Origin of the sequence: Demequina salsinemoris, from assembly GCF_000974805.1 — a bacterium.
GTDB classification, from domain to species: domain Bacteria; phylum Actinomycetota; class Actinomycetes; order Actinomycetales; family Demequinaceae; genus Demequina; species Demequina salsinemoris.
Genome location: NZ_BBQZ01000003.1, coordinates 1 through 24,892, shown reverse-complemented (window position 1 = coordinate 24,892; position 24,892 = coordinate 1). Strand labels below are relative to the sequence as shown.

19 protein-coding genes are annotated in these 24,892 nt (G+C 70.2%); 8 read left to right on the top strand and 11 right to left on the bottom strand.

From position 1 onward, the window contains the following. Positions 1 to 19: 19 nt before the first annotated feature. The 4 genes from AOP78_RS07040 to AOP78_RS07025 form a co-directional block, all read right to left on the bottom strand. Positions 20 to 295: an SHOCT domain-containing protein gene (locus AOP78_RS07040; RefSeq protein WP_062202671.1), complete on the bottom strand. Its 276-nt coding sequence runs from the start codon at positions 293 to 295 to the stop codon at positions 20 to 22. Positions 296 to 716: 421 nt separating this feature from the next. Then, positions 717 to 1,826, bottom strand: a complete 1,110-nt coding sequence (locus AOP78_RS07035; RefSeq protein ID WP_062202668.1) for a branched-chain amino acid aminotransferase — start codon at positions 1,824 to 1,826, stop codon at positions 717 to 719. 359 nt (positions 1,827 to 2,185) lie between these two features. Then, the gene (locus tag AOP78_RS07030; RefSeq protein ID WP_062202666.1) at positions 2,186 to 3,226 is read right to left on the bottom strand and encodes a 3-isopropylmalate dehydrogenase; all 1,041 of its coding nucleotides are present in this window, start codon (positions 3,224 to 3,226) and stop codon (positions 2,186 to 2,188) included. Positions 3,227 to 3,315: 89 nt separating this feature from the next. After that, complete coding sequence (locus tag AOP78_RS07025) at positions 3,316 to 4,056, bottom strand: hypothetical protein (protein ID WP_062202665.1); 741 nt, start codon at positions 4,054 to 4,056, stop codon at positions 3,316 to 3,318. Positions 4,057 to 4,368: 312 nt separating this feature from the next. Here AOP78_RS07025 and AOP78_RS07020 point away from each other — a divergent pair, with 312 nt between their 5' ends. Then, on the top strand, positions 4,369 to 8,625 hold the full coding sequence (locus tag AOP78_RS07020; protein WP_062202663.1) for an nSTAND1 domain-containing NTPase: 4,257 nt from the start codon (positions 4,369 to 4,371) through the stop codon (positions 8,623 to 8,625). Between the two features lie 131 nt (positions 8,626 to 8,756). On the opposite strand, the gene ilvC is transcribed toward AOP78_RS07020, so the two are convergent. From ilvC to AOP78_RS07000, 4 genes are all read right to left on the bottom strand, one after another. After that, the gene (gene ilvC / locus AOP78_RS07015) at positions 8,757 to 9,788 is read right to left on the bottom strand and encodes a ketol-acid reductoisomerase (RefSeq protein ID WP_062202661.1); all 1,032 of its coding nucleotides are present in this window, start codon (positions 9,786 to 9,788) and stop codon (positions 8,757 to 8,759) included. A 92-nt stretch (positions 9,789 to 9,880) separates the two neighbouring features. Then, positions 9,881 to 10,405 (bottom strand): acetolactate synthase small subunit, encoded by a 525-nt coding sequence (gene ilvN, locus AOP78_RS07010; protein ID WP_062202659.1) that lies wholly within the window; start codon positions 10,403 to 10,405, stop codon positions 9,881 to 9,883. Further along, positions 10,402 to 12,294: an acetolactate synthase large subunit gene (locus AOP78_RS07005; protein WP_062202658.1), complete on the bottom strand. Its 1,893-nt coding sequence runs from the start codon at positions 12,292 to 12,294 to the stop codon at positions 10,402 to 10,404. Before AOP78_RS07005 ends, ilvN begins: the two co-directional genes overlap by 4 nt. 351 nt (positions 12,295 to 12,645) lie before the next feature. Beyond that, on the bottom strand, positions 12,646 to 13,452 hold the full coding sequence (locus AOP78_RS07000) for a sulfite exporter TauE/SafE family protein (RefSeq protein ID WP_062202656.1): 807 nt from the start codon (positions 13,450 to 13,452) through the stop codon (positions 12,646 to 12,648). Between the two features lie 283 nt (positions 13,453 to 13,735). Here AOP78_RS07000 and AOP78_RS06995 point away from each other — a divergent pair, with 283 nt between their 5' ends. Beyond that, positions 13,736 to 14,377 carry a TetR/AcrR family transcriptional regulator gene (locus tag AOP78_RS06995; RefSeq protein ID WP_062202654.1) on the top strand — a complete coding sequence of 214 codons (642 nt, stop codon included), beginning with the start codon at positions 13,736 to 13,738 and terminating at the stop codon, positions 14,375 to 14,377. A 25-nt stretch (positions 14,378 to 14,402) separates the two neighbouring features. Then, positions 14,403 to 15,386: a DUF5692 family protein gene (locus tag AOP78_RS06990; protein WP_062202652.1), complete on the top strand. Its 984-nt coding sequence runs from the start codon at positions 14,403 to 14,405 to the stop codon at positions 15,384 to 15,386. Positions 15,387 to 15,743: 357 nt separating this feature from the next. On the opposite strand, the gene ilvD is transcribed toward AOP78_RS06990, so the two are convergent. After that, positions 15,744 to 17,441 (bottom strand): dihydroxy-acid dehydratase, encoded by a 1,698-nt coding sequence (gene ilvD / locus AOP78_RS06985; protein WP_062202650.1) that lies wholly within the window; start codon positions 17,439 to 17,441, stop codon positions 15,744 to 15,746. A 95-nt stretch (positions 17,442 to 17,536) separates the two neighbouring features. Between ilvD and AOP78_RS06980 the strand changes: the two genes are divergently transcribed. The 4 genes from AOP78_RS06980 (at position 17,537) to AOP78_RS06965 (ending at position 20,974) form a co-directional block, all read left to right on the top strand. Then, positions 17,537 to 18,298, top strand: coding sequence for a MerR family transcriptional regulator (locus AOP78_RS06980; RefSeq protein WP_062202647.1), 762 nt, complete (start codon positions 17,537 to 17,539; stop codon positions 18,296 to 18,298). A gap of 177 nt (positions 18,299 to 18,475) precedes the next feature. After that, the gene (locus AOP78_RS06975) at positions 18,476 to 19,039 is read left to right on the top strand and encodes an NADPH-dependent FMN reductase (protein WP_062202645.1); all 564 of its coding nucleotides are present in this window, start codon (positions 18,476 to 18,478) and stop codon (positions 19,037 to 19,039) included. 150 nt (positions 19,040 to 19,189) lie between these two features. Continuing rightward, positions 19,190 to 20,515: a cryptochrome/photolyase family protein gene (locus tag AOP78_RS06970; protein ID WP_062202643.1), complete on the top strand. Its 1,326-nt coding sequence runs from the start codon at positions 19,190 to 19,192 to the stop codon at positions 20,513 to 20,515. Between the two features lie 81 nt (positions 20,516 to 20,596). Further along, complete coding sequence (locus AOP78_RS06965; RefSeq protein WP_062202641.1) at positions 20,597 to 20,974, top strand: DUF1801 domain-containing protein; 378 nt, start codon at positions 20,597 to 20,599, stop codon at positions 20,972 to 20,974. Positions 20,975 to 21,025: 51 nt separating this feature from the next. On the opposite strand, the gene AOP78_RS06960 is transcribed toward AOP78_RS06965, so the two are convergent. Continuing rightward, entirely contained in the window at positions 21,026 to 21,982 is a 957-nt protein-coding gene (locus AOP78_RS06960; protein ID WP_062202639.1) for a 2-hydroxyacid dehydrogenase, read from the bottom strand. A 107-nt stretch (positions 21,983 to 22,089) separates the two neighbouring features. After that, a complete protein-coding gene (locus AOP78_RS06955; protein WP_160297605.1) occupies positions 22,090 to 23,373 on the bottom strand; it encodes an ROK family transcriptional regulator in 1,284 nt (427 codons plus the stop codon). Between the two features lie 189 nt (positions 23,374 to 23,562). On the opposite strand from AOP78_RS06955, the gene xylA reads away from it, so the two are divergent. Further along, positions 23,563 to 24,756 carry a xylose isomerase gene (xylA, locus tag AOP78_RS06950; RefSeq protein WP_062202636.1) on the top strand — a complete coding sequence of 398 codons (1,194 nt, stop codon included), beginning with the start codon at positions 23,563 to 23,565 and terminating at the stop codon, positions 24,754 to 24,756. The last annotated feature ends 136 nt before the right edge of the window (positions 24,757 to 24,892 follow it).

Sequence of the window (24,892 nt, the reverse complement as noted above, 5' to 3'; positions counted from 1 at the left end):
CTCTTCATTGTGGCTGGAATCAAGCCCCTTCGAGCGCGTTCACACGCTCGCGGAACTCGTCGGGGTCGATCTCGCCTCGCGCGAGCCGGTCCTCAAGGATCTGACGGGCCGACGTAGGCGCCGCCGGCGCGACCGCCGCATCGTCCTTCTTGGCGTCCTTGTCGCGCTGCGCCAACCGCACCGCGATGTACACCGCCGCGCCGACCGCGACGATGACGAACAGCCACACGAGCCATTCCAGCCCGGAGCCGTATCCGTAGCCCATCATCCCGTAGCCATGCGTCCACACGCTCATCACGATCTCCTCTCGCCGCGGCCCTGGCGGCCCCGATGCGGTCATCGTGTCCCGGCGACCTGGCAGGCGCGGCGCAGGATCGATGAAGATTCGATGAAGTTCGGCCCCCGTCGCCCGTACCCGACCCCGAACGTGCGAGAGATCCGCCCGGCGGCCCTGGCGGCGGCACCGGACGGACCTCTCGTGGTCCACGTGGCGGAGGTCGGACCTCCACGGCGACCTGCTGAAGGATGGAGATGCTCACGGGCGTCGCGTGGCGTGCCCACGCATCACGCGGACGCTCTCTCTCATGGTTGAGCGCGATCGCCGCCGTGCCGAGGGACGAAGGTCCCGCGAATGACGAAGGCCCGCCCGATGCCCCGGTGAGGGGAGCATCGGACGGGCCTCGCGCTGGGCTGCCCCAGCATCGTCCATGTGCGCCTTAGGCGAGGATCTCCATCCAGCCGTACGTGTCCTCGGCGCGGCCGTACTGGATGTCCGTGAGGGTCTGGCGGACCTTCATCGTGACGGGGCCGGGCTGGCCGTCGCCGACCTGCTGCTCGAAGTCCTTGGAGCCCATCTTTCCGACCGGGGTCACGACCGCGGCGGTGCCGCACGCGAACACCTCGGCGACCTCGCCCGACGCGACGCCCTCGCGGAGCTCGTCGATCGTGATGGGACGCTCGATGACCTTGAGGTCGTCATCGGAGAGCAGCTGGATGATCGAGGAACGCGTCACGCCCTCGAGGATGTTGCCCGTGAGGACCGGCGTCACGACCGTGCCGTCCTTGAGCACCACGAACACGTTCATGCCGCCGAGCTCCTCGAGGACCTTGCCGTCCTTCGCGTCCATGTAGAGCACCTGGTCGTAGCCGCGGGCGTAGGCGTCCATCTGAGGCAACAGCGAGGCCGCGTAGTTGCCGCCGCACTTCGCGGCGCCCGTGCCGCCAGGGCCGGCGCGGTGATAGTCCTGCTCGACCCAGATGCTCACCGGCTTCACGCCGCCGGCGAAGTACGGACCCGACGGCGAGCCGATGACGAGGAACTCGGCCTCCTTCGGCTGACGCAGGCCCAGGAAGACGTCGGTCGCGATGAGGAACGGGCGCAGGTACAGCGACGAGTCGGGCGCGGTGGGCGTCCAGTCGCCGTCGGCCTTCACGTAGGCACGGATCGCGGCCATGAAGTCCTCGACCGGGAGCTCGGGAAGGGCCATGCGGCGGGCCGAGCGCTGGAAGCGCTTCGCGTTCTCCTCGGGACGGAACGTGCGGATGGTGCCGTCGGCCCAGCGGTACGCCTTGAGGCCCTCGAAGATCTCGCCCGCGTAGTGCAGCACCGACGCGGCCGGGTCCAGCGGAAGCGGGCCGTACGCCTCGACGCGGCGATCGGTCCAGCCCTGGTCCGCGGTCCACGAGATGCGCGCCATGTTGTCCGTGAAGTTGACGCCGAACTTGAGGTCGGCGAGGACCTCCGCGCGGCGCTCGTCGGAGGCCGGGTTCGGGTTGGGGACGACGCGGAAGGCCTCCGCGGTCGATGCGTCGGTCGATGTGGTCATCGTGAGGTCCTTCCTTGTTCGTTGGTGAGGGTGCCGCTGTCGCGGCGGTGGGGTCTGGGTGTGAATCTACTCGCGGCACGTTGCCGGGAGGTCACGCGGTGGTGCCTGAAGTGGCACCTGGTGGGAATCCGGGCGCCGGATGCGGCGCATCGTCCCCTTCCCCAGGGCTGGCTTCCTGGGGACCGCGTCCTGGCGGGACATGAGTGCAGGAATCGAGCCCGATCCTGCACTCATGTCCCGCCAGGGCGCACCAGAGCCGGCGGATCGTCGGCGGCGGGGCCTCGTGAGCCCCGCCACCGGCAACCAGGTACCCGGTTGGGTGGTTCTGCTGCAGGCGCGGGTGGCGCCTGGCGGTTCTGCTAGCCGCGGATGCGGGCCGCGAGCGCGTCGCCGACCTCGGAGGTGCTGCGAACAGCGTCCCCCTTCGCGGCGGCGTCCGCCGCGACGGCCGCCTCGACCTTGGCCGCGAGCTCGCCGTAGCCCAGGAAGTCGAGCAGCATGCCGACCGACAGGACGGTGGCCGACGGGTCGGCCTTGCCCTGGCCCGCGATGTCGGGCGCCGAGCCGTGAACCGGCTCGAACATCGACGGCGCGGTGCGGTCGGGGTTGACGTTGCCCGAAGCGGCGAGGCCGATGCCGCCCGAGATGGCGGCGGCCTCGTCGGTCAGGATGTCGCCGAACAGGTTGTCCGTGACGATCACGTCGAACGACGCGGGGTCCGTGACCAGCTTGATGGTCGCGGCGTCCACGTGCAGGTAGTCCCACGTGACGGTCGGGAACTCTGCGGCGACCGCCTCGACGTTGCGGCGCCACAGGTGACCCGCGTGGACGAGCACGTTGTGCTTGTGCACGAGCGTCACGTGCTTCCTGTCCCGCTTGGACGCCACGTCGAAGGCGTAGCGGACCACGCGCTCCACGCCGAAGGCCGTGTTGACGGACACCTCGGTCGCGATCTCGTGCGGCGTGCCGACGCGCAGCGCGCCGCCGTTGCCGACGTACGGGCCTTCGGTGCCCTCGCGCACGACGATGAAATCGATGTCGCCGGGGTTCGCGAGCGGCGAGACCTCACCCGGGTACAGGCGCGACGGGCGCAGGTTGACGTACTGGTCGAGCGCAAAACGCAGCGGCAGCAGCACGCCGCGCTCGAGCACGCCGGACGGGACCGTCGGGTCGCCGATGGCGCCGAGCAGGATCACGTCGTTGCCCTTGATCGCCTCGAGATCGGTGTCCGTCAGGGTCTCGCCGGTGCGGTGCCAGCGGTCCGCGCCCAGGTCGAACTCCGTGATCTCGAAGCTGATGTCGGTGTCCTCGATGGCCGCGTCGAGGCACTTGAGCCCCTCCGCGACGACCTCAGGGCCGATGCCGTCTCCGGCGACGACTGCGAGGCGATAGGTGGCCATGTTTCTCCCTTGAGACGCTGAGCGGGTGACATCAGCATCCTACGGGTTGTCTCACCTGTCGCGCACGTCATCTCACATCATGAGACGCTCTACGTCTCCGTGGGCCACCGAGGATCGTCGAACCGGAAGGTCTCGAGCACCGGCGCGGCGAGGTCGGAGAAGTCGCCGAGCGGGATCACCGCCCCGTCCCCGCGGACCTCCACCACGATGTTGCTCCCTCCCCACGCCAGCACGTACAGCCGGAGCGGGCGGCCAGCGCTCAGGTGCCGGTAGATCTGCGAGCCGTTCGACCCCGTGAGGACCGGCGCGGCCGGCTCCTCGTGACTCCAGGGGCACACCGTGTCCCAGTGGTCGCTGATCGCGAGATCCATCACCCACCCGTCGAGCCCTCCGAGAGTCGCGGGCTCATCACTGAGCACATCGACCGCGGGGTCCGACAGCAGCGCGGAGTGCAGCGCACCTGCCGTTCCCGAGACCGTCGGGTCGGGTTCCACCGAGCACGGCCCTTCGGGGAAGCGCACCGACCTGTGCACACCGATCGTGTCGCCGCCCCAGCCTCCCGGATCCGCTCCGCCCCGAAACCCGAGCACGTAGCTCCCCTCCTGGTCGACGGTGTTCACCCAGCCTTCGGGCACGGAGAACGTCATCCGGGGCCCGAAGGCGAGCGACGAGTGCTCCCCCGCCGACAGCTCGTTCGCGCACACGCCTCCCACGGAGCTCTCGCACTCCGGGAGCATGACGTCGGCCTCCGCCGGAGGCGGATTCTCGATCATGCCGACGCCGAAGGCCGCGCCGATGCCTATCACGAACGCGATGATCCCCGTGGTCACCACCGTCTCCCGCGCGGCCGGCCCCGGTGGAGCGTCGGCGTGACCCCCACCCATGTCGCTCCGAGACCGCGGGCCCTCCCCCGCATCGTCCATGTCCCTCGCGACACCCTCCGGCGCGCATGGGATCTTCGTGCGCCCTCGCGCACCGCTCACCTGCAACCCGATCGTCATGGTTCCTCCCCTCGAGTCGGCTCCACGTCACCTCGGCATCGTCTTCGCCAGGTATGCGGCGCCACGCGACCGGTATGCGCGCGGTATGCACTGTTGACGCATCAATTGACGACGTCCGGGCCCGGTCCGACACTCGATCTCATGGAGGGGATCTGCGTCCTGGTCTGCCAGGAGAGCGCGGTGCGGCAGGGGGTCAGCCCCCGCGATCGCGCGGTCCTGGAGGCGCTGCTGGTCAGCAGGCCTGGGACCATCGCGCCCTCCGAGATCGCGGAGGCGGTGTGGGGCGAGGCGCCTCCCACGACGTGGCCGAAGCAGGTGCAGGCCGCGATCGGGCACCTTCGCCGCGCGCTCGGGGACGATGCGATCGTCACCGTGAGCGGCGGGTACCGGTTCACGGGCACGGGCGTCGAGGTCGACGCCGACGCCTTCGAGGAAGCGCTCGCGCGGGCACGCTCCTATGCGGAGGCCGGGGAGCACATGCGCGCCGTGACCACGTTCGAGCGCGCTCTGGCCCTCTGGAGCGACACGCCCTACGTGGACCTCGCGGACTGGCCGCCCGCGCACGACGAGTCGGAGCGCTTCACCGAGCTTCGCGCGGCAGCGCTGGACGATCTGCTCGAATCGCGGCTCGCGGCCGGCGACCACCGAGGTGTCGCCGAGCAGGCGGCGACGCTCGTGCGAGCGGACCCCTTCCGCGAGCGCCGCTGGCACGCGCTCGCGCTCGCTCAGTACCGATGCGAGAGGCAGGCCGACGCGCTCGCCACCGTCCGCCGGGGCATGCGGACCCTGGTCGAGGAGCTCGGCATCGATCCAGGACCTTCGCTCACCGGACTCGAGGCGGCGATCCTCAGCCACGATGCGGGGCTGCTCGCGGCCTCTCCCGCGCCGGCGCCCGCCTCCGAGTGCCCCTACAAGGGCCTCACCGCGTACGGTCCCGAGGACGCCGACCTCTTCTTCGCGCGGGACGAGGACATCGCCCGTGCCGTGGGGCTGCTCGCGCGCACCCGCTTCCTGGTCCTCGCCGGCGCGTCCGGCTCGGGCAAGTCCTCGCTCCTCGGCGCGGGCATCCAACCCGTGCTCGAGTCTCGCGGCGATCTCGTCACCGCTGTCGCCCCCGACGCCTCTCTGCCCGCGCGTGTCCGAAGCCTCGATCCCCGCCATGTGCTGGTGGTCGACCACCTCGAGGCCGTGTTCGCTCCGACCTTCCCGCCAGGCACCGCCCGAGAGATCTTCGACGCGATCGACGGCCATCACGCGGTGGGCGGACGGGTCATCGTCGTCGTCCGCGCGGACGCGCTGGACCCCCTCGCCGGCGACGAGGCGCTCGGCCCGCACGCCCTGTCCGGCCTCCATCTCGTGACCCCGCTCGGGCACCAGTCGCTGCGGGAGGCGATCGAGGGGCCCGCCGAGAGGGCGCACCTCACGCTTGAGCACGGCTTCGCCGACGTGGCGCTCGCCGACGCCGAAGGCGCGGCAGGCGCGCTGCCACTGCTGTCGCACGCTCTCGCCGAGACCTGGGTGCGCCGCGAAGGGTCCACCCTGACGATCGACGCCTACACCGCCTCCGGTGGCTTGCGGGGCGCCGTCGCCGCATCCGCCGAGCTGCTCTACACGAACCTCACTGCTGGAGAACGACGCCAATGCGAGCTGATCCTCCGGCGGCTCTGCTCGCTCGCCGGATCGGGCACCGTGACCACCCATTCGCTCGACACTCGCGCGCTCGGCGAGGGCCAGACGGGAGAGGTGCTCGGCAAGCTCGTCGGCGCTCGGCTGATCACGATGAGAAGCGGCCAGGCGGAGCTCGCCCACGAGTCGCTCGTGCGCGCCTGGCCTCGGCTGCGCGGCTGGCTCGAGGCGGACATCGAGGGACAGCGCGTGCTCGATCACCTCGCGACCTCCGCGTCCACCTGGGACCAGCTGGGCCGGGTCGCATCGGACCTGTACCGGGGCACCCGGCTGAGCGTCGCTCTGGACTGGGCCCGCCGCACCCCGGATGCCCTCACCCCGACGGAGCGCCAGTTCCTCGCGGCGTCGCTCGAGGAGGAGACCTCGGCCGCCAAGGAGTCGGCTGAGGCGGATCGGCGGCAGGCCGCCGCGCAGTCGCGAGCCAGACGCCTGCGCGTCGGCGCAGCCGCAGCCGCAGCGGTCGCGATCATCGCCCTCGTCTCGGCGGCGACGTTGTCGCGAGTGGCCGACGCGCGGGGCGCCGCCGCACAGCTGGAGTCACTCGTCGCCGACTCCGCGGCACAGCTTCAGGCGGCCCCCGATGTCGGAATGCTGCTCGCCGTGGAGGCCTACCGTCGGGATCCCGAATCGCAGGCCTCGTTCGGCTCGCTGCTCACCGCATTCGCCACCGACCCTGGGTACCGCGGGACCACGGATCTCGGCGTCGACGGCTTCGCCTCGAGCACGCTGCTGCCCGACGGCAGCGCGATCATGACTGCCACCGCCGCGGGCATCCAGCTGAGGGACCCGGAGTCCACGGAGATCGAGGACGTCATCCCCACGAGCGTGAGCTGGAACGCTCAGATCGGAGCCGACCTCGCCGTCAGCGCCGACGGAAGCACTGCGGCGCTGCTCGGACCCACCGAGACCTCGCTCGGCGCCGATCAGATCTGCGACCTCGATGTCGGATGCCTCCTGCTCGCGACGTACGACCTGGCCTCGGGCGAGGAGTTGTCGGTGACCCCGATGCCGCTCACGGGTCAGCGCATGCGCACCCTCGCACTGAGCCCGGACGGCGCGTACGCCGCGACCGTCGACCCCTTCGATGGAGGCCTCACGATCGTGGAGACCGTCTCCGGGACGATCGTCGGCAGCATTGACCCTGAGCCGACCCTCACCGTCGACGACACCGGGTCGGTCTACCCTGGTGCCACCGCCTGGTTGAACGACGACATGGTCGCGGTCACCACGCTCGACGGGGACATCCTCACCGTCGATGCGGCCACGGCTCGGGTCCTGTCGACGCTTCCTGGACCGACATCCGCGCTTCCCGGAACGAGACGCTACTCGAACATTGCGGCGGCGCTCGGCCCCGAGGGACAGTTCGTCACCGCCGGCGACGAGGGCGTCATGGCATACGACCTCGAGGCCGGAGCGCCGATCTGGACGGCCCCTCGCCGAAGCGGCGACCAGGGCATGTGCCAGTGGTTCGCGATCGCGCCGATCCACCGGTGGGTCCTCTGCGGTGGCGTCGACGGAATCATCGAGACCTACGATCTCGACTCCGGGGCGGCCACCGGTCGGGACTTCGCGCCGCAGCAGGGCAACGTCGGCACGATCGCGTTGACACCGGACGAGTCGACGTTGGTGACCTTCGCGGCGGACCGTTCGACGCTCACGCGGTGGAGCCTCGACGGGACCGGTCCGGTCACGCGCCTCGTCGCCCGTGGCCGCTTCATGACCGACGGCTGGAGCGGCGACGGGTCCATGATCCTGACGGCTCTGCGCGACCCCGCGGCGAACACCTTCTACCTCTTCGACGGATTCGCCGCCTGGGACGTCGAGCGCGACTCGGTCAGTGGAAGGATCGACAACTCGCTCGAGGGCGTCGGCTGGTTCGGCCCCGGATCGGTGCTCGGCTACTCGCCCGGGGAGGACGCGCTCGTCGTCGCCGACGTCGCCACCGGCGAGGCGGTGGAGACCGACTCGATCTCGCTGGACGCGATGCAGGTGTTCCCGAGCGCCGACCGCACGCGCGCGTACGCCACGTTCGCGGATGGCACCGTGGCGACTTACGACACGTCGACCGGGCGCCGCATCGAGCCGACGCTCCAGGTGGACGGGTGGCCGTTCTACGTGTCGACCTCGGCGGGAGGCGCGCAGGTCGCTGTCACCGCCGGCTACCAGGGCGGCGTGCGCACCGAGGTGTTCGACGGGGTCACGGGCGAAGCGCTCGCGCCCCCGGGAGACGGCCTCGCGGGAGCCGAGGAGTCCCCCGACGGTCGGATCGTCGCCAACACCGCGGACTCGGTGCGCTCGGTCAGTCGATTCGGCCCCAACCTCGAACTCCTCGGCGGTACGCGCGTGGCGCGCGCGAGCGTGACGGGGCTCCAGGTGAGCTCCGACGCGACGATGTTCCTCGTGTCGGCCAACGACGGCAGCGCGGCCCTGTTCTCGATGGACACCGGAGAACGCATCGGGATCCCCTTCGACGCGTCGTCGTTCGGCGCCCGTCAGGCCTGGCTCAGCCCCGACGGCGCGAGGCTCGCCATCAACGTCGAGCAGGGCGTCGCGATCTGGGACCTCGACCCGTCGCACCTGGCGGAGGCGGCCTGCGACGTGGCAGGCCGGAACCTCACGCACGCCGAGTGGGACGCCTTCCTTCCGGACGGTGGCGACTGGCGCGCGACGTGCGGCGCCTACGGCGATCCGGACGACGCATCGTCCACGTGACCCAACCCCGGCATCGCCCCTGCCCCCCAACGCCGGCCCCTGCCCCAGACACGACGAAGGGGAGGCCCTGTGGGACCTCCCCTTCTGTCGGCCGGAGCGCGATCAGCGCTCAGGCCAGGCTCAAGCGCTGATCAGCGCGCGGCCGAGCCGTCGACGTAGTCCTCGTCCACCTTGGCGTCCGACCACGAGAACAGGGCGCGGAGCTCCTTGCCGGTCTTCTCGATCGGGTGCGACTCCTCCTTCTCGCGCAGCGCCGTGAACTCGGGCGCGCCCGCGTCCTGGTCGGCGATGAAGCGCTCGGCGAACGCACCGGACTGGATGTCGGCGAGGATTCCCTGCATGGCGGCCTTCGTCTCGGGGGTGATGACGCGCGGGCCGGAGACGTAGTCGCCGTACTCCGCGGTGTCGGAGATCGACCAGCGCTGCTTGGCGATGCCGCCCTCCCACATGAGGTCCACGATCAGCTTCATCTCGTGGAGGACCTCGAAGTAGGCGATCTCGGGCTGGTAGCCGGCCTCGGTGAGGACCTCGAATCCGGTCTGGACCAGGTGCGACATGCCACCGCACAGGACGGCCTGCTCGCCGAACAGGTCGGTCTCGGTCTCCTCGGTGAAGGTGGTCTTGATGACGCCGGCGCGCGTGCCGCCGATGCCCTTGGCGTAGGACAGCGCGGTGGCCCACGCCGAGCCCGACGCGTCGACCTCGACCGCGATGATGTCCGGGATGCCGCGGCCCGCGACGAACTCGCGACGCACGGTGTGGCCCGGGGCCTTCGGGGCGATGAGGATGACATCGACGCCCTCGGGGGCCTCGATGAGGCCGAAGCGGATGTTGAAGCCGTGCGCGAACGCGATGGTCTTGCCGGGCGCGAGGTTCGGCTTGATCTCGTCGTTGTAGATGCCGCGCTGGTGCTGGTCGGGCGCGAGGATCATGATGAGGTCGGCCCACGCGGACGCGTCGGCGACGTTCATCACGGTGAAGCCGTCGTTCTCGGCCTTCGCGACCGACTTCGAGCCGTCGCGCAGCGCGACGCGCACGTCGACGCCGGAGTCGCGCAGGTTCTGCGCGTGGGCGTGGCCCTGCGAGCCGTAGCCGACGATGGCCACCTTCTTGCCCTGGACGATCGACAGGTCTGCGTCCTTGTCGTAGAACATCTCAGCCATGCGGTTCTTGCTCCTTCTTCGGGGTGGGGTTCACATGGACGATGCGTGGGTCGGGCGACGTCAGAACGTCGCCTCCTCCCGCATCGTCTGGGTCAAGCGGTGACGGCGACGCGCTCGAGCGCGCGCTCGGTGATGGACCGGGAGCCGCGGCCGATTGCCACGGTGCCGGACTGGACGATCTCCCGCACGTCGTGCGGGGACAGGGCCGCGAGCAGCGCCTCGAGCTTCTCGCGCGTGCCGACCGCCTCGATGACGACGGAGTCGGGCGCCACGTCGACGACGTGGGCGCGGAACAGGTCGACGATCTGCAGCACGTCGGCGCGCTGGCGCGCGTCGGCGCGGACCTTGATGAGGTACAGGTCGCGCTGCACGGAGCGGTCGCGCTCGAGCTCGACGATCTTGAGCACGTGCACGAGCTTGTTGAGCTGCTTGGTGACCTGCTCGAGCGGGAGCTCGTCCACGTCGACCACGACGGTGATGCGGGAGATCTCGGGGTGCTCGGTCTGGCCCACCGCGAGCGAGTGGATGTTGAACGCCCTGCGGCTGAACAGGCCGGCGACGCGCGCGAGCACGCCGGGCTTGTTCTCGACCAGGACCGAGAGGGTGTGGGTGGTCATGCGTTCTCCTCGCGCTCCCACGCGGGGGCGACGCCCCGCGCGTACTGGATCTCGTCGTTGCTGACGCCGGCGGCGACCATCGGCCACACCATCGCGTCGCGCGACACGGTGAAGTCGACGACCACGGGCTGGTCGTTGATCTCGTTGGCCCGCTTGATCGTGGCGTCCACGTCCGCGTCGGACTCGCAGCGCAGGCCGACGCAGCCCATCGCCTCGGCGAGCTTGACGAAGTCGGGGATGCGGACGGTGCCGTGGCCCGTGTGCAGGTCGGTGTTCGAGTAGCGGGACTCGTAGAACAGCGTCTGCCACTGGCGGACCATGCCCAGCGACGAGTTGTTCACGATCGCGACCTTGATCGGGATCTCGTTGATCGCGCAGGTGACGAGCTCCTGGTTGGTCATCTGGAAGCAGCCGTCGCCGTCGATGGCCCACACCTGCTTGTCGGGCACGCCCACCTGGGCGCCCATCGCGGCGGGGACCGAGAAGCCCATGGTGCCGAGGCCGCCCGAGTTGATCCACGTGTTCGGGTGCTCGTACTTGATGAACTGGCTGGCCCACATCTGGTGCTGGCCCACGCCCGACGTGAAGATCGTCGAGTCGGGGTCGTTGAGCTCGCCCAGGCGCTGGATCACGTACTGCGGGTTGGACAGGCCGTCTGCGGTCGGCTGGTAGCCGAGCGCGTACGTGGTGCGCCAGTCGTCGAGCTGGTGCCACCAGGCCTCGAGGTCGGGCTTGCCGTGGCGCTCGTGCTCGGTTGCGAGGGCCGGGACCAGCTCGTTGAACACGTCCTTGAGGTCGCCCACGATCGGGACGTCGACGGCGCGGTTCTTGCCGATCTCCGCGGGGTCGATGTCCGCGTGGACGATCGTCGCGTGCGGCGCGAAGCTCGACAGCTTGCCTGTGACGCGGTCGTCGAAGCGGGCGCCCAGGGCGACGATGAGGTCGGCCTTCTGCAGCGCGGCCACCGCGGCCACCGTCCCGTGCATGCCGGGCATGCCGAGGTTCTGCGGGTGCGAGTCGGGCAGGGCGCCGCGGGCCATGAGCGTCGTGACGACGGCCGCGCCGGACAGGTCGGTGAGCTTGCGCAGCCCCTCGGACGCGCCCGAGCGGATCACGCCGCCGCCCACGTACAGGACGGGACGACGCGCGGTGGCCAGCAGGCGCGCGGCCTCCTGGATGGTCTTGGCGTGCGGGCGGGCGCCCGAGTTGAAGCCCGGCAGGTCGATGCGCTCGGGCCACTGGAACTCGGTCATGGCCTGCTGGGCGGACTTGGCGACGTCGACGAGCACGGGGCCGGGGCGTCCGTGGCTCGCGATGTAGAAGGCCTCGGCGATCGCCTTGGGGATCTCGGCGGCGTCCTTGATCAGCACGTTGTGCTTGGTGATCGGGGAGGTGATGCCGACGATGTCGGCCTCCTGGAACGCGTCGGTGCCGATGAGCGCCGCGCCCACCTGGCCTGTGATCGCGACCATGGGGATCGAGTCCATGTTGGCGTCGGCGATCGCCGTCACGAGGTTCGTGGCGCCGGGGCCCGAGGTGGCGATGCAGACGCCGACCTTGCCGGTGGCGTGCGCGTAGCCCTGGGCGGCGTGGCCCGAGCCCTGCTCGTGGCGCACGAGGATGTGACGGATCTTCTCGGAGTCCATCAGCGGGTCGTAGGTCGGGAGGATCGCGCCGCCGGGCAGTCCGAACACGTCGGTCGCGCCGGCGCACTCGAGCGACCGGATGATCGACTCGGCGCCGGTCATCTGCCTGCCGTTGAGCGACGGGTCCGGGTCCGCCTGCGGCGTGGGACGTGCCCCGACGACGGTGGACGTGGTCGCGCCGCCCGACGTGGACGGGCGCGGCGAGGTCGGCGGTGCGGTGGGCTTCGCCTTCACCTGTGCCATCTTCTCTCCTGCTCTGCTGTGAACCGAGGGCGTCCGTTGTCCGCCCCGCATGAAAAATCCCCTACGCCGGAAGGCTTCGGGGAGGATGCGCGCGGACGATGCCGGGTCGTGGACTAGAGGTCCGCGCGCCCGATAAGTACTACGACGATCGCCTGCATGGCTCCACCGTACGCCCGGAGCGAGGCTTGTCTCACCGAATCGGCGAAGAATCTCACATTGTGGTTCACCGTTTTATATTGTGAGACGTTGCCGAGGGTGTGGAGCACGAGGTGGACGATGCCGCAGCCGCAAGGTCCGGTGGCTCCGGACGATGCTGGGGCCCGGTATCGCTCGGAGTGACGCGCCTCGGGGCTACGAGCCCTCGGTGTCGAGGTCCTCGCCGCGACCGCGGAGCATGTCCCACGCCATGTGCCCGGCGACGAAGACGATGAACAGCGAGAACAGCACGTTCGACGCGACCGGTCCCATGAGCTTGGCGGCGTGCGCACCGAGCGTGGTGGTGAGGCACGCCGACGCGCCGACGATCAGCGCCACGGGGACGTTCACGTTGCCGCGGCGCAGGTTGCCGACCGTCCCCGAGGCCGCCGTGGGGATCATCATGAGCAGCGACGTCCCACGCGCGAGCAGGTCGCTCGTGCCGAACAGGAGCATGAGCGCGGGCACCACGATGATCCCTCCCCCGACGCCCAGCAGCCCGGACAGGACACCCGCGAACAGGCCCACGCCGATGAGCCCGAGCGCGGACAGCCACGTGAGGTCGAAGCCCGCGTCACGGGACGGCACGACGACGAAGAGCATCACCACCACGAAGCCGAGGAACGCGATGAACCCCCACCGCAGCGCGTCCAGCGGCAGGCGGTGCAGCAGCCAGGTCCCTCCCTGCGCACCCACCACCGCGGCCGCGGCGATGATCAGCGCGGGGATCCACGCGACCGAGCCGTGGGTCGCGTAGGAGACGACGCCGACCGTCGCGGTCGGCACGATCGCCGCGAGCGACGTCCCGGCCGCGAGGCGGTGGTCGAAGCCGAGCAGGAGGGACAGCATCGGCACGATCACGATGCCGCCGCCCACGCCGAACAGCCCGGACAGCGTGCCCGCGAGAAGCCCGACGCCGATGCAGGCGAGCACGAGCCTCGGACTGATCCTGGACGCGCTCATCGATTCCTCCTGGCGGTGGTTCACGTCCACCGTAGTACCGGGCCGCGGCGCCCCCTTGCGCCAAGGTCCCGGCGACCGCCGCATCGTCCCCGCCCGCGCATCGTCCCCGCCCCATGCACTCCGCACGGAATCGGATCCGACACCCCGACGACACGCCGATCCTCCGCCGCGACACGCTCGCGCGTCGCGCGTGAATCCGTGCGGAGCGCATGGTGGACGGTCCGCAGAAAGATGGGACCTCCGTCCCAATTGACACAATGTCAATGAGGTCTACGGTCAAACCATGGACCAACGACGATCCCGCACGGTGAAGGCGCCTGAGGAGCGCCGCGAGGAGATCGTCGAGGCCGCGAGGCTGATGTTCGCCCGCCAGGGGGTCCGCGCCACGACCTTCCAGCACATCGCCGACGAGGTCGGCGTCGCCCGCACGCTCGTCTACCACTACGCGGGCTCGATGGACCGGCTCGTCGACCAGGTGCTCGACGCATGCGTCAAGGACTTCGCCGACGAGCTGCGCGCCTGGGACGCCGCGCGCACCCCCGGCGACATCGACGGCGCCGTGCGCAGCTACGTCCAGCTCTTCCGCCGCAACATGCCGCACCGCATCGACGGCGAGGCGCACACCACCCACCCGCTCCCCCGGTTCGACGACGCCGGCCTGTACGTGCGGTACCTCGACCAGTCGATCGCCGCGATCCTCGACGTCCTCGAGGAGACGACGATCCCGGCCTACGCCGCACGGCACACGATCGAGATCACCCATGTGCGCGAGACGTTCGCGATGCTCCTCCACGGGATCATCGGCGTCATGCGCACCAACCCAGCCATCGGCGACGACGTTCTCGCCGACATCGTGCGTCAGACCCTTCGTCTCGCACCCGATCCCACCCGGGCCCCCGACCGGGATCTATCAGGGGACTCCTGAGTCCCCCGCTTTCAAGGAGAGAGCAATGTTCCTGTTCGAATCGATCACGCTGACCCAAGGGGTCATGTGGTTCGTGGTGCTCGGGGCCCTCATCGGGCTCAACGAGCTCTCGCGCCGCGGACCCTGGGCCGGCATGTTCTTCTTCATCGCGGTACCCGTGGTGCTGACGATCTTCGTGTGGCCCACCACGGCCGGCGCGGGCTCGTCCACCGGCACGTGGTTCCACTGGGTCAAGGTCTACTCGGCGCTGGCAGGCTGCCTGGGATTCCTCGCGATCCGGTACATCCCGCGCCTGGCGAGAAACAAGTACGCGCTGATGTTCCCCGCCGGGATCCTCGCGCTCAACATCCTCGAAGCGTGCATCCGCGACTTCCAGGTGGGCGCGATGGGCGCCGACGGCATGGTCGACGGCGTGTACATGCTGTCCGGCGCATGGAACTACATGAACGGCATCGCGGGCCTCATCAACCTCCTCGCGATCACCGGCTGGATGGGCATCTACGTCGCCAAGGACAAGGTCGCGGACATGATCTACCCCGACATGATCTGGCCGTGGATCATCGCGTACGACCTGTGGAACTTCGCGTACGTCTACAACTGCGTGGGCGACCACTCGTTCTACGCCGGCGCCGCGCTGCTCATCAGCTGCACCATCCCCGCGTTCTTCATCCGCAAGGGCGCCTGGCTCCAGCACCGCGCACACACGCTCGCGTTCTGGATGATGTTCACGATGGCGGTCCCGGCCTTCGTGGGTGACTCGCAGTTCTCGGTCGAGTCGTCGCACAACCCGGCGGCGCTGTTCACCGTGTCCGCGATCGCGCTCGCCGCGAACGTCGCGCTCGCCGCCCTCCAGATCACGAAGATGGTCAAGGGCCGCAAGAACGTCTTCAAGGAGGAGGTCTACGACGACACCGACGCGTACAGGCAGGTCGTCAAGACCATCCCCGGTGCACGCCCCGAGCAGCTCATCGCAGCGGGGCTGACCGAGAAGGAGACCGTGGGCGTCTGACGCCCATCGGCGGAGCGCCCCTCAGCACCGCTCTGCCTGGCCGGTCACGTCCACCAGACCCCGCCGGCCACGCGAATGCCCCCGCGATTCTCTCTCGCGGGGGCATTCGTCGCGTCTGGGCCGGGCGAGGTTCCCGGCCGAGCCCCGCTGGTCCACGCCGAGTCCGCCGCTGCACGCCGGCGCGCGCTGGAGGGAACTGAGTGCAGGATCCGAAGCAGATCCTGCACTCAGTTCCCTCCAGGACGCTCACGCAGACGACGCGCATCACAGCGCGCGAAGGCCCCCGAGCAGAACTCGGGGGCCTTCGTCAGATCAGCAGCCGCGCAAGCGACAACCAGGTACCCGCTTCGCGCGGGATCAGGCGAGGATCGCGCCCTTCGAGGCCGACTGCACGAGCTTCTGGTAGCGGCCGAGCACGCCCTTGGTGAAGCGCGGGGCGATGGGCTCCCAGCCCTCCTTGCGCGCCGCGAGCTCCTCCTCGGAGACGAGCAGCTCAAGCGTTCCGTTGGCGACGTCGAGCGTGATCTTGTCGCCGTCCTGGACGAACGCGATAGGACCGGCGTCGACGGCCTCGGGGGCGATGTGGCCGACGCACAGGCCGGTGGTTCCGCCCGAGAAGCGGCCGTCCGTGATGAGCAGGACGTCCTTGCCGAGCCCCGCGCCCTTGATGGCCGCCGTGATGGCGAGCATCTCGCGCATGCCGGGGCCGCCCTTGGGGCCCTCGTAGCGGATGACGACGCAGTCGCCCTTCTGGATCTCGCCTGCCTCGAGAGCGTCGAGCGCGCCGCGCTCACGGTCGAAGACTCGGGCGGTCGCCTCGAAGACGTCGTTGTCGAAGCCCGCGGACTTCACGACGGCGCCCTCGGGGGCGAGCGAGCCCTTGAGGATCGTGATGCCGCCCGACTTGTGGATCGGGTTGTTGAGGGCGCGGACCACGCGGCCGTCGATCGCGGCGGGCTTGAGCTCCTCCATGTTCTCGGCGAGCGTCTTGCCGGTGACGGTCATGACGTCGCCGTGCATGAGGCCTGCCTTGAGCAGGGTGTTCATGACGGCGGGCACGCCGCCCACGCGGTCCACGTCGTTCATGACGAACTGGCCGAACGGCTTGAGGTCGCCCAGGTGCGGCACGTTGGCGGCGACGCGCGCGAAGTCGTCGAGCGTGAGGTCCACCTCGGCCTCGTTCGCGATCGCGAGCAGGTGCAGGACCGCGTTGGTCGAGCCGCCGAAGGCCATGACGACGGCGATGGCGTTCTCGAACGCCTCCTTCGTCATGATGTCGCGCGCCGTGATGCCCTTGCGCAGCATGTTGACGACGGCCTCGCCCGACTTGTGCGCGTAGTAGTCGCGACGACGGTCGGGGCTGGGCGGGGAGGCGGAGCCGGGGACCGACATGCCGAGGGCCTCACCGACGGACGCCATGGTGTTGGCGGTGTACATGCCGCCGCACGCGCCCTCGCCGGGGCAGATCGCCTTCTCGATCCTGAGGCGGTCCTCCTCGGACATGAGCCCCGCGGAGCAGGCGCCCACGGCCTCGAACGCGTCGATGATCGTCACGTCCTTGGTGGTGCCGTCCGTGAGCGTGACGTTGCCGGGCATGATCGAGCCCGCGTAGAGGAACACCGAGGACAGGTCCAGGCGGGCCGCGGCCATGAGCATGCCGGGCAGCGACTTGTCGCAGCCGGCCAGCAGCACGGAGCCGTCGAGACGCTCGGCGAGCATCACGGTCTCGACCGAGTCGGCGATCAGGTCGCGCGACACGAGCGAGTAGTGCATGCCCTCGTGACCCATCGAGATGCCGTCGGAGACGGAGATGGTGCCGAACTCGAGCGGGTAGCCGCCGGCGGCGTGCACGCCCTCCTTGGATCCCTGCGCGAGGCGCTGGAGGGAGAGGTTGCAGGGGGTGATCTCGTTCCACGAGCTCGCGATGCCGATCTGGGGCTTCGCGAAGTCGTCGTCACCGAGGCCGACGGCGCGGAGCATGCCGCGCGCGGCGGTCGCCTCGATGCCGTCGGTCACCTGGCGGGAACGGGGCTTGATGTCGGGCGTCTCTGTCATGAGGCCGAGTCTAGGACCGGGACGATGCGTGTTCTCGCGCACGCGCGAATCGGCGGGTTGTGCTTGACGCAACGTCAACTTCTAGGCTGGTTCCCATGACGGAGACGGACACCACGTGGGACATCGCTCAGGTCGCCCGCATGAGCGGCGTGACGAGCCGGACCCTGCGCCACTACGACGCGACGGGACTGCTCTCCCCCGCCTGGACCGGCCCCGACGGCCGCCGCCACTACGGGCGCGACGAGCTCCTGCGCCTCCAGCACATCCTGACCCTGCGTGAGCTGGGCACGAGCCTGGACCGCATCGGCAGCATCGTCGATGCGGACGACCAGGCGACCGTCGTCGCCCTGCTGCGCGACCACCTCGGCGGCCTCACCGCCGAGCGCGACCGCTACGCGCGCCTCGCCGCGACCGTGGCGCGCACCATCGACTCCCTCGAGAAAGGCCGACCCATGACCGACGAGCAGATCTTCGACGGCTTCGCCCACGACCGCTACGAGCCCGAGGCCCGCGAGCGCTGGGGCGACGACGCCGTCGACCGCTCGAACGCGCGGTGGAAGGCCCTGGGCAAGGAGGGCCAGCAGAAGCACCTCGATGCGCACCGCGAGGTGGTCGAGGCGCTGGGCGCGGCGATCCGCGTCGGGTTCACGCCTGCCAGCCCCGAGGTGCAGGACATCGTCGCGCAGCACTACGCGTGGGTGTCGTTGTTCTGGACGCCGACGCTCGAGACGTACAAGGGGCTCACCCAGATGTACGTTGACGACGAGCGCTTCCGCCGCAACTACGACGAGGTCGCGCCGGGAGCAGCGGAGCTGCTGCGCGACGCGGCCGACGTGTGGGCGGACCGGAACCTGTAGCCGGGCGAAGGACGACGCACCGGGAGTGACCCTCGCCACGTTCTCAACACCTGTAAGGAATCTGACTTGCTTCAAGGTGCAACCTCTGGGAATAGTTGCATAGTCATCTAAGTTGCAGATGGCAGCGGCGCGGACGCCGCGCCCACCCCCATCACTCTTTCCAGAGGAGACTTCGTCATGCCCCGCATCGGAATCATCGTCGGCTCGACCGCCTCGGCCTCCATCAACCTCAAGGTCGCCAAGGCCATGGCCACCTACCTGCCCGAGGGCTTCGAGGCCGAGTTCCTCGACTTCTCGGCGCTGCCCTTCTTCAACTACGAGCTCGAGAGCGAGTGGCCCGCCGAGGCCACTGCGTGGAAGAACGCGATCGAGGGCGTCGACGGCATCATCATCGTCACCCCCGAGTACTCGCGCTCGATCCCCGGCGCCCTCAAGAACGCGCTCGACTGGTCGGCCCGCCCGTGGGGTCAGGCCTCGTTCAACGGCAAGCCCACCGCCGTGATGGGCGCCTCGATCTCGGCCGCCGGCACCGCGATGGCGCAGCAGCACCTGCGCAACATCCTCGCGCACTTCAACGCGCCGACGATGGGCCAGCCGGAGACCTTCTTCCAGTACAACGCCGACGCGTTCGGCGCCGACGGCTCGGTCCAGAACGAGGGCTCGGCCGCCGTCCTGCGCGGCTTCGCCGAGGCCGCCGCGGCGTTCATCGGCTCGCACGTCACGGAGCACGCCTCCGCGTAACGCCTCCTCCGCCAAGGCCCCTGCTCCCCGCCCCCGGGACGCAGGGGCCTTCGCGCGTCCAGGCCGCACGCAGAGGAACGCAGGGACGATGCGACACTCGCCGGCCACACGCAGAGGAATGCAGGAGGCCGTGGCGGCCTTGATAAGAACATGACTCTGTGGTGGGCCCGACGCGACCTTCGCCTCGCGGACAATCCCGCCCTGCTCGAGGCGCTGGGCGACGGACCCGCATCCGCCGTCTTCGCCTGGACCCCCGCGCTCCACTTCTGGTCGGGACGACGCCGCGCGCACCTCGCGCGCGTGCTGTGGAGCCTGCGCGAGGACACTGGCGGAGCCTTGGCCGTCCGCCGAGGCCCCGCGCACGAGGTGATCCTGACGGCCGCGCGCGAGACCGGCTCCCGCATCGTCTGGGCGTCGAGCGAACACAGCCCGGCCGGGGCCCGCGAGCAGGAGGCCGTGCGTGCCGCGCTCGAGGCCGACGGCCGCGAGCTGCGCCTGATCGGCAGCCCGTACGCCGTCGCACCGGGCCGCGTCACGAAGTCCGACGGCACCGAGTACAAGGTCTTCACGCCGTTCTCCCACGCCTGGCGCGACCACGGCTGGCGCGCCCCCGCCCCGGCCGCCGACGCATCGTCGCTGCGCGCGCTCGACTCCGACGTGAGCCTCGACAGCCAGGCCGCGCACGGCGACGCCGAGGACCTGCTGGCACAGACGCACGAGTTCCGCGAGTCGCGGGTGCTCGAGGACCTGCGCGCGTTCGTCGAGGGCGACCTGGCGCGCTACGCGGCCGAGCGCGACCGCCCCGACCTCGACACGACCTCCCACCTGTCCGTGCCGCTCGCGTTCGGACAGCTGCACCCGCGCACGATCCTCGCAGCGACCGCGCGGGTGAGGTCCGACTCCGCGCGAGTCTTCGAGTCCGAGCTCGCCTGGCGGGAGTTCCACGCCGACGTCCTCCACCATCACCCCACGGCGCAGCGAGAGTCCCTCAGCGCGGTCCTGCCCGACGACGCGTGGATCACGGGCCGCGACGCCGACGAGTCCTTCCGAGCCTGGCGCCTGGGCGAGACGGGCTTCCCGCTCGTGGATGCCGGCATGCGGCAGCTGGCGGCCACGGGGACGATGCACAATCGGGTCCGCATGGTCGTCGCGAGCCTCCTGGTCAAGGACCTGCACCTGCCCTGGCAGCGCGGGGCCGACCACTTCCGCCGCACGCTGCTCGACTACGACCATGCCCAGAACCAGCTCAACTGGCAGTGGGTCGCAGGCACCGGCCGCGACGCCGCCCCGTTCTTCCGCATCTTCAACCCCGAGACGCAGGCCAAGCGATTCGACCCCGAGCGCCGCTACGCCCAGCGCTGGATCCCGGAGCTCGACACGCCCGGGTATCCCTCGCCGATCGTCGACCATCAGGCGGAACGCGAGGCCTCTCTCGCCGCGTTGAAACGGAACAAACCACCCCAAACGCGACACTGAACGCCGCGCTCGTCTCACATCCGACCGACTTTTGTCTGTGGCGTGGGTCACATTTCCAGGCGGACAGGTTACTTTGGGGGTATGGCGTATGACGACGTGGATGCCTGGTTGGCCCACTACGACAACCCCATGAGGGATGTCGTGCAGCGGGTTCGCCTGATCCTGCTCTCGTCCGACGACCGCATCGGCGAATGCATCAAGTGGAAGACGCCCACCTTCACCTACAAGGGCAATCTCGCCTCGTTCTTCCCGAACTCGCGCAACCACGCGACGCTGATGTTCCACCACGGCGCGCTCATCCCCGGCAAGTTCCCCCACCTCGAGGGATCAGGCAAGGCCGGCCGCGTGATGAAGATCGCCTCGATCGCCGAGGCCGAGGAGTACCGCGAGGAGATCGCTCAGATCGTCTCGGCGTGGATCGAATGGCGCGACTCCATGGAGCACGCGGCCGCGTCCTGAACCCAGCGGCTCTCGAGGCGCCGGCTCGCGACGCCTGCGTCGCCCGCTCCCCTACCGCTCGCGCGGAGCCGACCCGACCATCACGGCGTTGACGATCTCGCCCCCGCTGCGCAACGCCTCGACCTGCTTGCGCACCAGATCCGTGTAGCGGCGGTTGGTGAGCACCTCGAAGCCCGCGATGTGCGGGGTGATCAGGCAGTTCGGCGCGGTCCACAGCGGGTGCCCCTCGGGCAGGGGCTCCGGGTCGGTCACGTCGAGCGCCGCGCTCAGGCGCCCCGACTGGAGCTCGTCCAGCAGAGCGTCGGTGTCGACCACCTTGCCACGGCCGACGTTGACGAGCAGCGCGCCGTCGGGCATCGCGGCAAGGAAGGCCGCGTCGACGAGCTTGTCGGTCGACTCGTCGTGCGGGGTGACGATCACGACCAGGTCGAAGTCGGGCAGCAGCGTCGGAAGGTCGCCCACCACATGGACGATGGTGCCGTCGGGCGCGGTGCGCGCGGACCGGGCGACGCCCTCGACCTCCACCTCGCAGGCCCTGAGCCGCACCGCGATCGCCTCCGCGATCGAGCCGTAGCCGACGATCAGCGCGCGCGAGTCGGCGAGCGACGGCGTCCACGGGTCCTGCTCCCACACGCCGCGCTGCTGCGCCTCGACGTACTGCGGGAGCCGACGGCGCGCCATGAGCGCGAGCGCGAGCGTCGCCTCCGCGACGCGGGTGTCGTGGACCCCGCGGGCGTTCGCGAGGACGACGCCGTCGGGGACCATGTGCGCGACGTGCTCGAAGCCGGCGCTCGGGATCTGGATCACCTTGAGGTTCGCGCACGCGCCCATGCGCGCGTACAGGTGACGGCCCCCGTGGAGGTGAGGCACGCACACGAGGTCGATGCGGTCGCGCTCCTGTTCGGGGGCGTCCGTCTCCTTGGGGCTCCACAGCACGAGGCGGACATCGTCCCCGAGGTCTCCCAGCGCGTCGGCAACTTCCTGGTCGGGCACGGCGACGGTGATCATGCGGTCAGTCTGGCACGCGCCGCGGGACCGCCGACCATGACTCTGGCCCCTGGTCGCGGCCCGTCAGGCCCCTTGTCTTCGGACCCCTCCTCCGCGACCGCCGCGCCTCAGCCTGCCTGCCTGAGCGCCGCCACCCGCTGGGCGAGCTGCGCGGGATCGCGCAGGTACGCGAGGAGGAACACCTCGGCGGCGCCCACCAGGTGCACGCGCGAGCCGAGCTCCGCGCGCACGATCCGCATCCCGCCCGTCATGGGCGCGAACGAGTCGGCCTCGACGGCCCGCGCGAGCCGTTCCGACGCGACGTTCCACAGCGAGCCGAGCGCGCCTCCGAGGATCACGAGCGAGGGGTTGAACACCGAGGCGAGGTCTCCGATGGCTCCCGCGAGGATGCCGATCTGACGGCCGACCTCGGCGTCGACCTCGGGCCGTCCGCGCGCGGCCTCGAGCTCATCGTCCAGGTCCCGCAGGTCCAGGTCCTCGGCGCCGAGCGCGGCGAGGAGCCTGCGCAGGTTGACCTCGGTCTCCAGGCAGCCGGTGCGTCCGCAATGGCAGCGCTCACGGCCGCCGTCCACGCGAGTGTGGCCGTACTCCCCCGCATAGCCGTCGCGTCCGCGCAGCGTCGCGCCGCCCAGCACCGCGCCACCGCCGATGCCCGAGTACGAGCCGTTGAGGTAGACGAGGTCGGCGACTCCGCGACCCGCGCCGAAGACCGCCTCCGCGACCGTCGCGACCCGCGCGTCGTTCCTCACCTGGACGGGCAGCCCCAGTGCCTCGGAGAGCATCGCGCCGAAAGGGACGTCGTGCCAGTCCATGTGCGGCGCGTCGACGACCACCCCGTCGGCGGCGCGGACCAGTCCGGGCACCGCGCACCCGACCCCGACCACCACCACAGGCTCGGGAAGCGAGGCGAGGACCTCCGAGGCGAGATCGGCGATCAGGGCGACGATGTCGTCGGGCGCGGCATGCCCTCCCGTCGTGCGACGGAGGCGGCCGAGCAGAGCTCCGCCGAGGCCGACGACGCCGACGGTGACCGCGTCGAGGTCGGGATAGACCGCGAGCGCGACGACGTCCCGCGCGGGATGGACGTGCGAGCTGGGACGCCCGCGGCCGGTGTGCTCGGAGGGCGACACCTCGTGCACGAGGTCGCCGTCGACGAGCTCCGCGACCACCTTGAGGACGGTCGAGCGGTTGAGGCCGGTGAGCCTCGTCAGCTCCGCTCGGGTCACGCCGGGCCGGTGGTGGACCGCGGTGAGGATCGAGGAGAGGTTGTGTCGACGCGTGTCCTCGGGGCCCGAGCCGACGCCCGGCACCAGGACGGATCCCGGCAGAGAGGCGGGCGTCGCGGCCACGACGCCGGCGGCCAGCGTGGGCGCCAGCTCCGCGTCCGTCACCACTGCCTCCACTCGTGTCGCCCTGCGCGTCATCATCGCCCTTCATGCCGCATCGTCCATGTCCTGGCGACGCGGCCGAACCGTCCGATCGTCCTGGGCCTCGATCCTAGGCGCGGCGTTTGACAGGGCGACCCGACGGCTTTAAGTTTACAGCATCAACTATTGATCAAGGAAGATCGGAGCACGACCATGGCGCCCACCCCCACGCGTGAGGACCACTTCACCTTCGGACTCTGGACCATCGGCTGGAACGCGCAGGACCCGTTCGGCTCCGCGACGCGCGGCCCCCTCGGCGCGGTGGACGCGATCCACAAGCTCTCCGAGCTCGGCGCGTACGGCATGACGTTCCACGACGACGACCTGTTCCCCTTCGGCTGCTCCGACGCCGAGCGTCAGGCCGCGATCGACGCCCTCAAGAAGGCGTGCGACGAGACCGGCATGGTCATCCCGATGATCACGACCAACACCTTCTCCCACCCGGTGTTCAAGGACGGCGGCGTCACCTCGAACGACCGCGCCGTGCGCCGGTTCACGATCCGCAAGATCCTGCGCAACATCGACCTGGCCGCCGAGCTCGGCGCCAAGACCTTCGTGATGTGGGGCGGCCGCGAGGGCGCCGAGTACGACTTCTCCAAGGACATCCGCGTCGCGCTCGAGCGCTACCGCGAGGCCGCCAACCTCTTCGGCGACTACGTCCTGGAGAAGGGCTACGACCTCAAGTTCGCGATCGAGCCCAAGCCGAACGAGCCCCGCGGCGACATCCTGCTCCCGACCGTTGGCCACGCGCTCGGCTTCATCGAGACGCTCGATCACCCCGAGCTCGTCGGACTCAACCCCGAGGTCGGCCACGAGCAGATGGCGGGCCTGAACTTCACCGCCGGCATCGCGCAGGCGCTGTACCAGGGCAAGCTGTTCCACATCGACCTCAACGGCCAGCGCGGCATCAAGTACGACCAGGACATGGTCTTCGGCCACGGCGACCTGATCAACGCGTTCTCGCTCGTCGACCTGCTCGAGAACGGCGGCCCCGACGGCGGCCAGTCCTACACCGGCCCCCGCCACTTCGACTACAAGCCCTCACGCACCGAGGACATCGACGGCGTGTGGGAGTCCGCCAAGGCCAACATGCGCATGTACCTGCTGCTCAAGGAGCGCGCGCAGGCGTTCCGCGCCGACCCCGAGGTCCAGGAGGCGCTGCTCGCCGCCAAGAACGACCAGCTCGCGCAGACGACGCTCGCCGCCGGCGAGTCCACCGCGGACCTCCTCGCCGACACCTCGGCCTACGAGGACTTCAACCCCGACGTCTACTACGACGGCGAGGGCTTCGGCTTCGTCCGCATCCAGCAGCTGGCCGTCGAGCACCTCATGGGCGCGCGCGGCTGACGCCCCCACCCGGGGCACGCATCCTCCTCGTCGGCGCGCCTCGGGACCCGGGGCGGGCCCCGGCACCTCTCCGCCGGGGTCCGCCCCGCATCGTCCCCACCCGCATCGTCCCGCCCCACCCGCATCGCCCCACCCC

Coding starts and splice junctions, on each gene's coding strand:
- xylA (WP_062202636.1), top strand. CDS start 23,563: ATGGCGCCCACCCCCACGCGTGAGGACCACTTCACCTTCGGACTCTGG.
- ilvD (WP_062202650.1), bottom strand. CDS start 17,441: ATGACAGAGACGCCCGACATCAAGCCCCGTTCCCGCCAGGTGACCGAC.
- AOP78_RS06975 (WP_062202645.1), top strand. CDS start 18,476: ATGCCCCGCATCGGAATCATCGTCGGCTCGACCGCCTCGGCCTCCATC.
- AOP78_RS06970 (WP_062202643.1), top strand. CDS start 19,190: ATGACTCTGTGGTGGGCCCGACGCGACCTTCGCCTCGCGGACAATCCC.
- AOP78_RS07005 (WP_062202658.1), bottom strand. CDS start 12,294: ATGGCACAGGTGAAGGCGAAGCCCACCGCACCGCCGACCTCGCCGCGC.
- AOP78_RS06990 (WP_062202652.1), top strand. CDS start 14,403: ATGTTCCTGTTCGAATCGATCACGCTGACCCAAGGGGTCATGTGGTTC.
- AOP78_RS06965 (WP_062202641.1), top strand. CDS start 20,597: ATGGCGTATGACGACGTGGATGCCTGGTTGGCCCACTACGACAACCCC.
- AOP78_RS07030 (WP_062202666.1), bottom strand. CDS start 3,226: ATGGCCACCTATCGCCTCGCAGTCGTCGCCGGAGACGGCATCGGCCCT.
- ilvC (WP_062202661.1), bottom strand. CDS start 9,788: ATGGCTGAGATGTTCTACGACAAGGACGCAGACCTGTCGATCGTCCAG.
- AOP78_RS06995 (WP_062202654.1), top strand. CDS start 13,736: ATGGACCAACGACGATCCCGCACGGTGAAGGCGCCTGAGGAGCGCCGC.
- AOP78_RS07020 (WP_062202663.1), top strand. CDS start 4,369: ATGGAGGGGATCTGCGTCCTGGTCTGCCAGGAGAGCGCGGTGCGGCAG.
- AOP78_RS07000 (WP_062202656.1), bottom strand. CDS start 13,452: ATGAGCGCGTCCAGGATCAGTCCGAGGCTCGTGCTCGCCTGCATCGGC.
- ilvN (WP_062202659.1), bottom strand. CDS start 10,405: ATGACCACCCACACCCTCTCGGTCCTGGTCGAGAACAAGCCCGGCGTG.
- AOP78_RS07035 (WP_062202668.1), bottom strand. CDS start 1,826: ATGACCACATCGACCGACGCATCGACCGCGGAGGCCTTCCGCGTCGTC.
- AOP78_RS06960 (WP_062202639.1), bottom strand. CDS start 21,982: ATGATCACCGTCGCCGTGCCCGACCAGGAAGTTGCCGACGCGCTGGGA.
- AOP78_RS06980 (WP_062202647.1), top strand. CDS start 17,537: ATGACGGAGACGGACACCACGTGGGACATCGCTCAGGTCGCCCGCATG.
- AOP78_RS07040 (WP_062202671.1), bottom strand. CDS start 295: ATGAGCGTGTGGACGCATGGCTACGGGATGATGGGCTACGGATACGGC.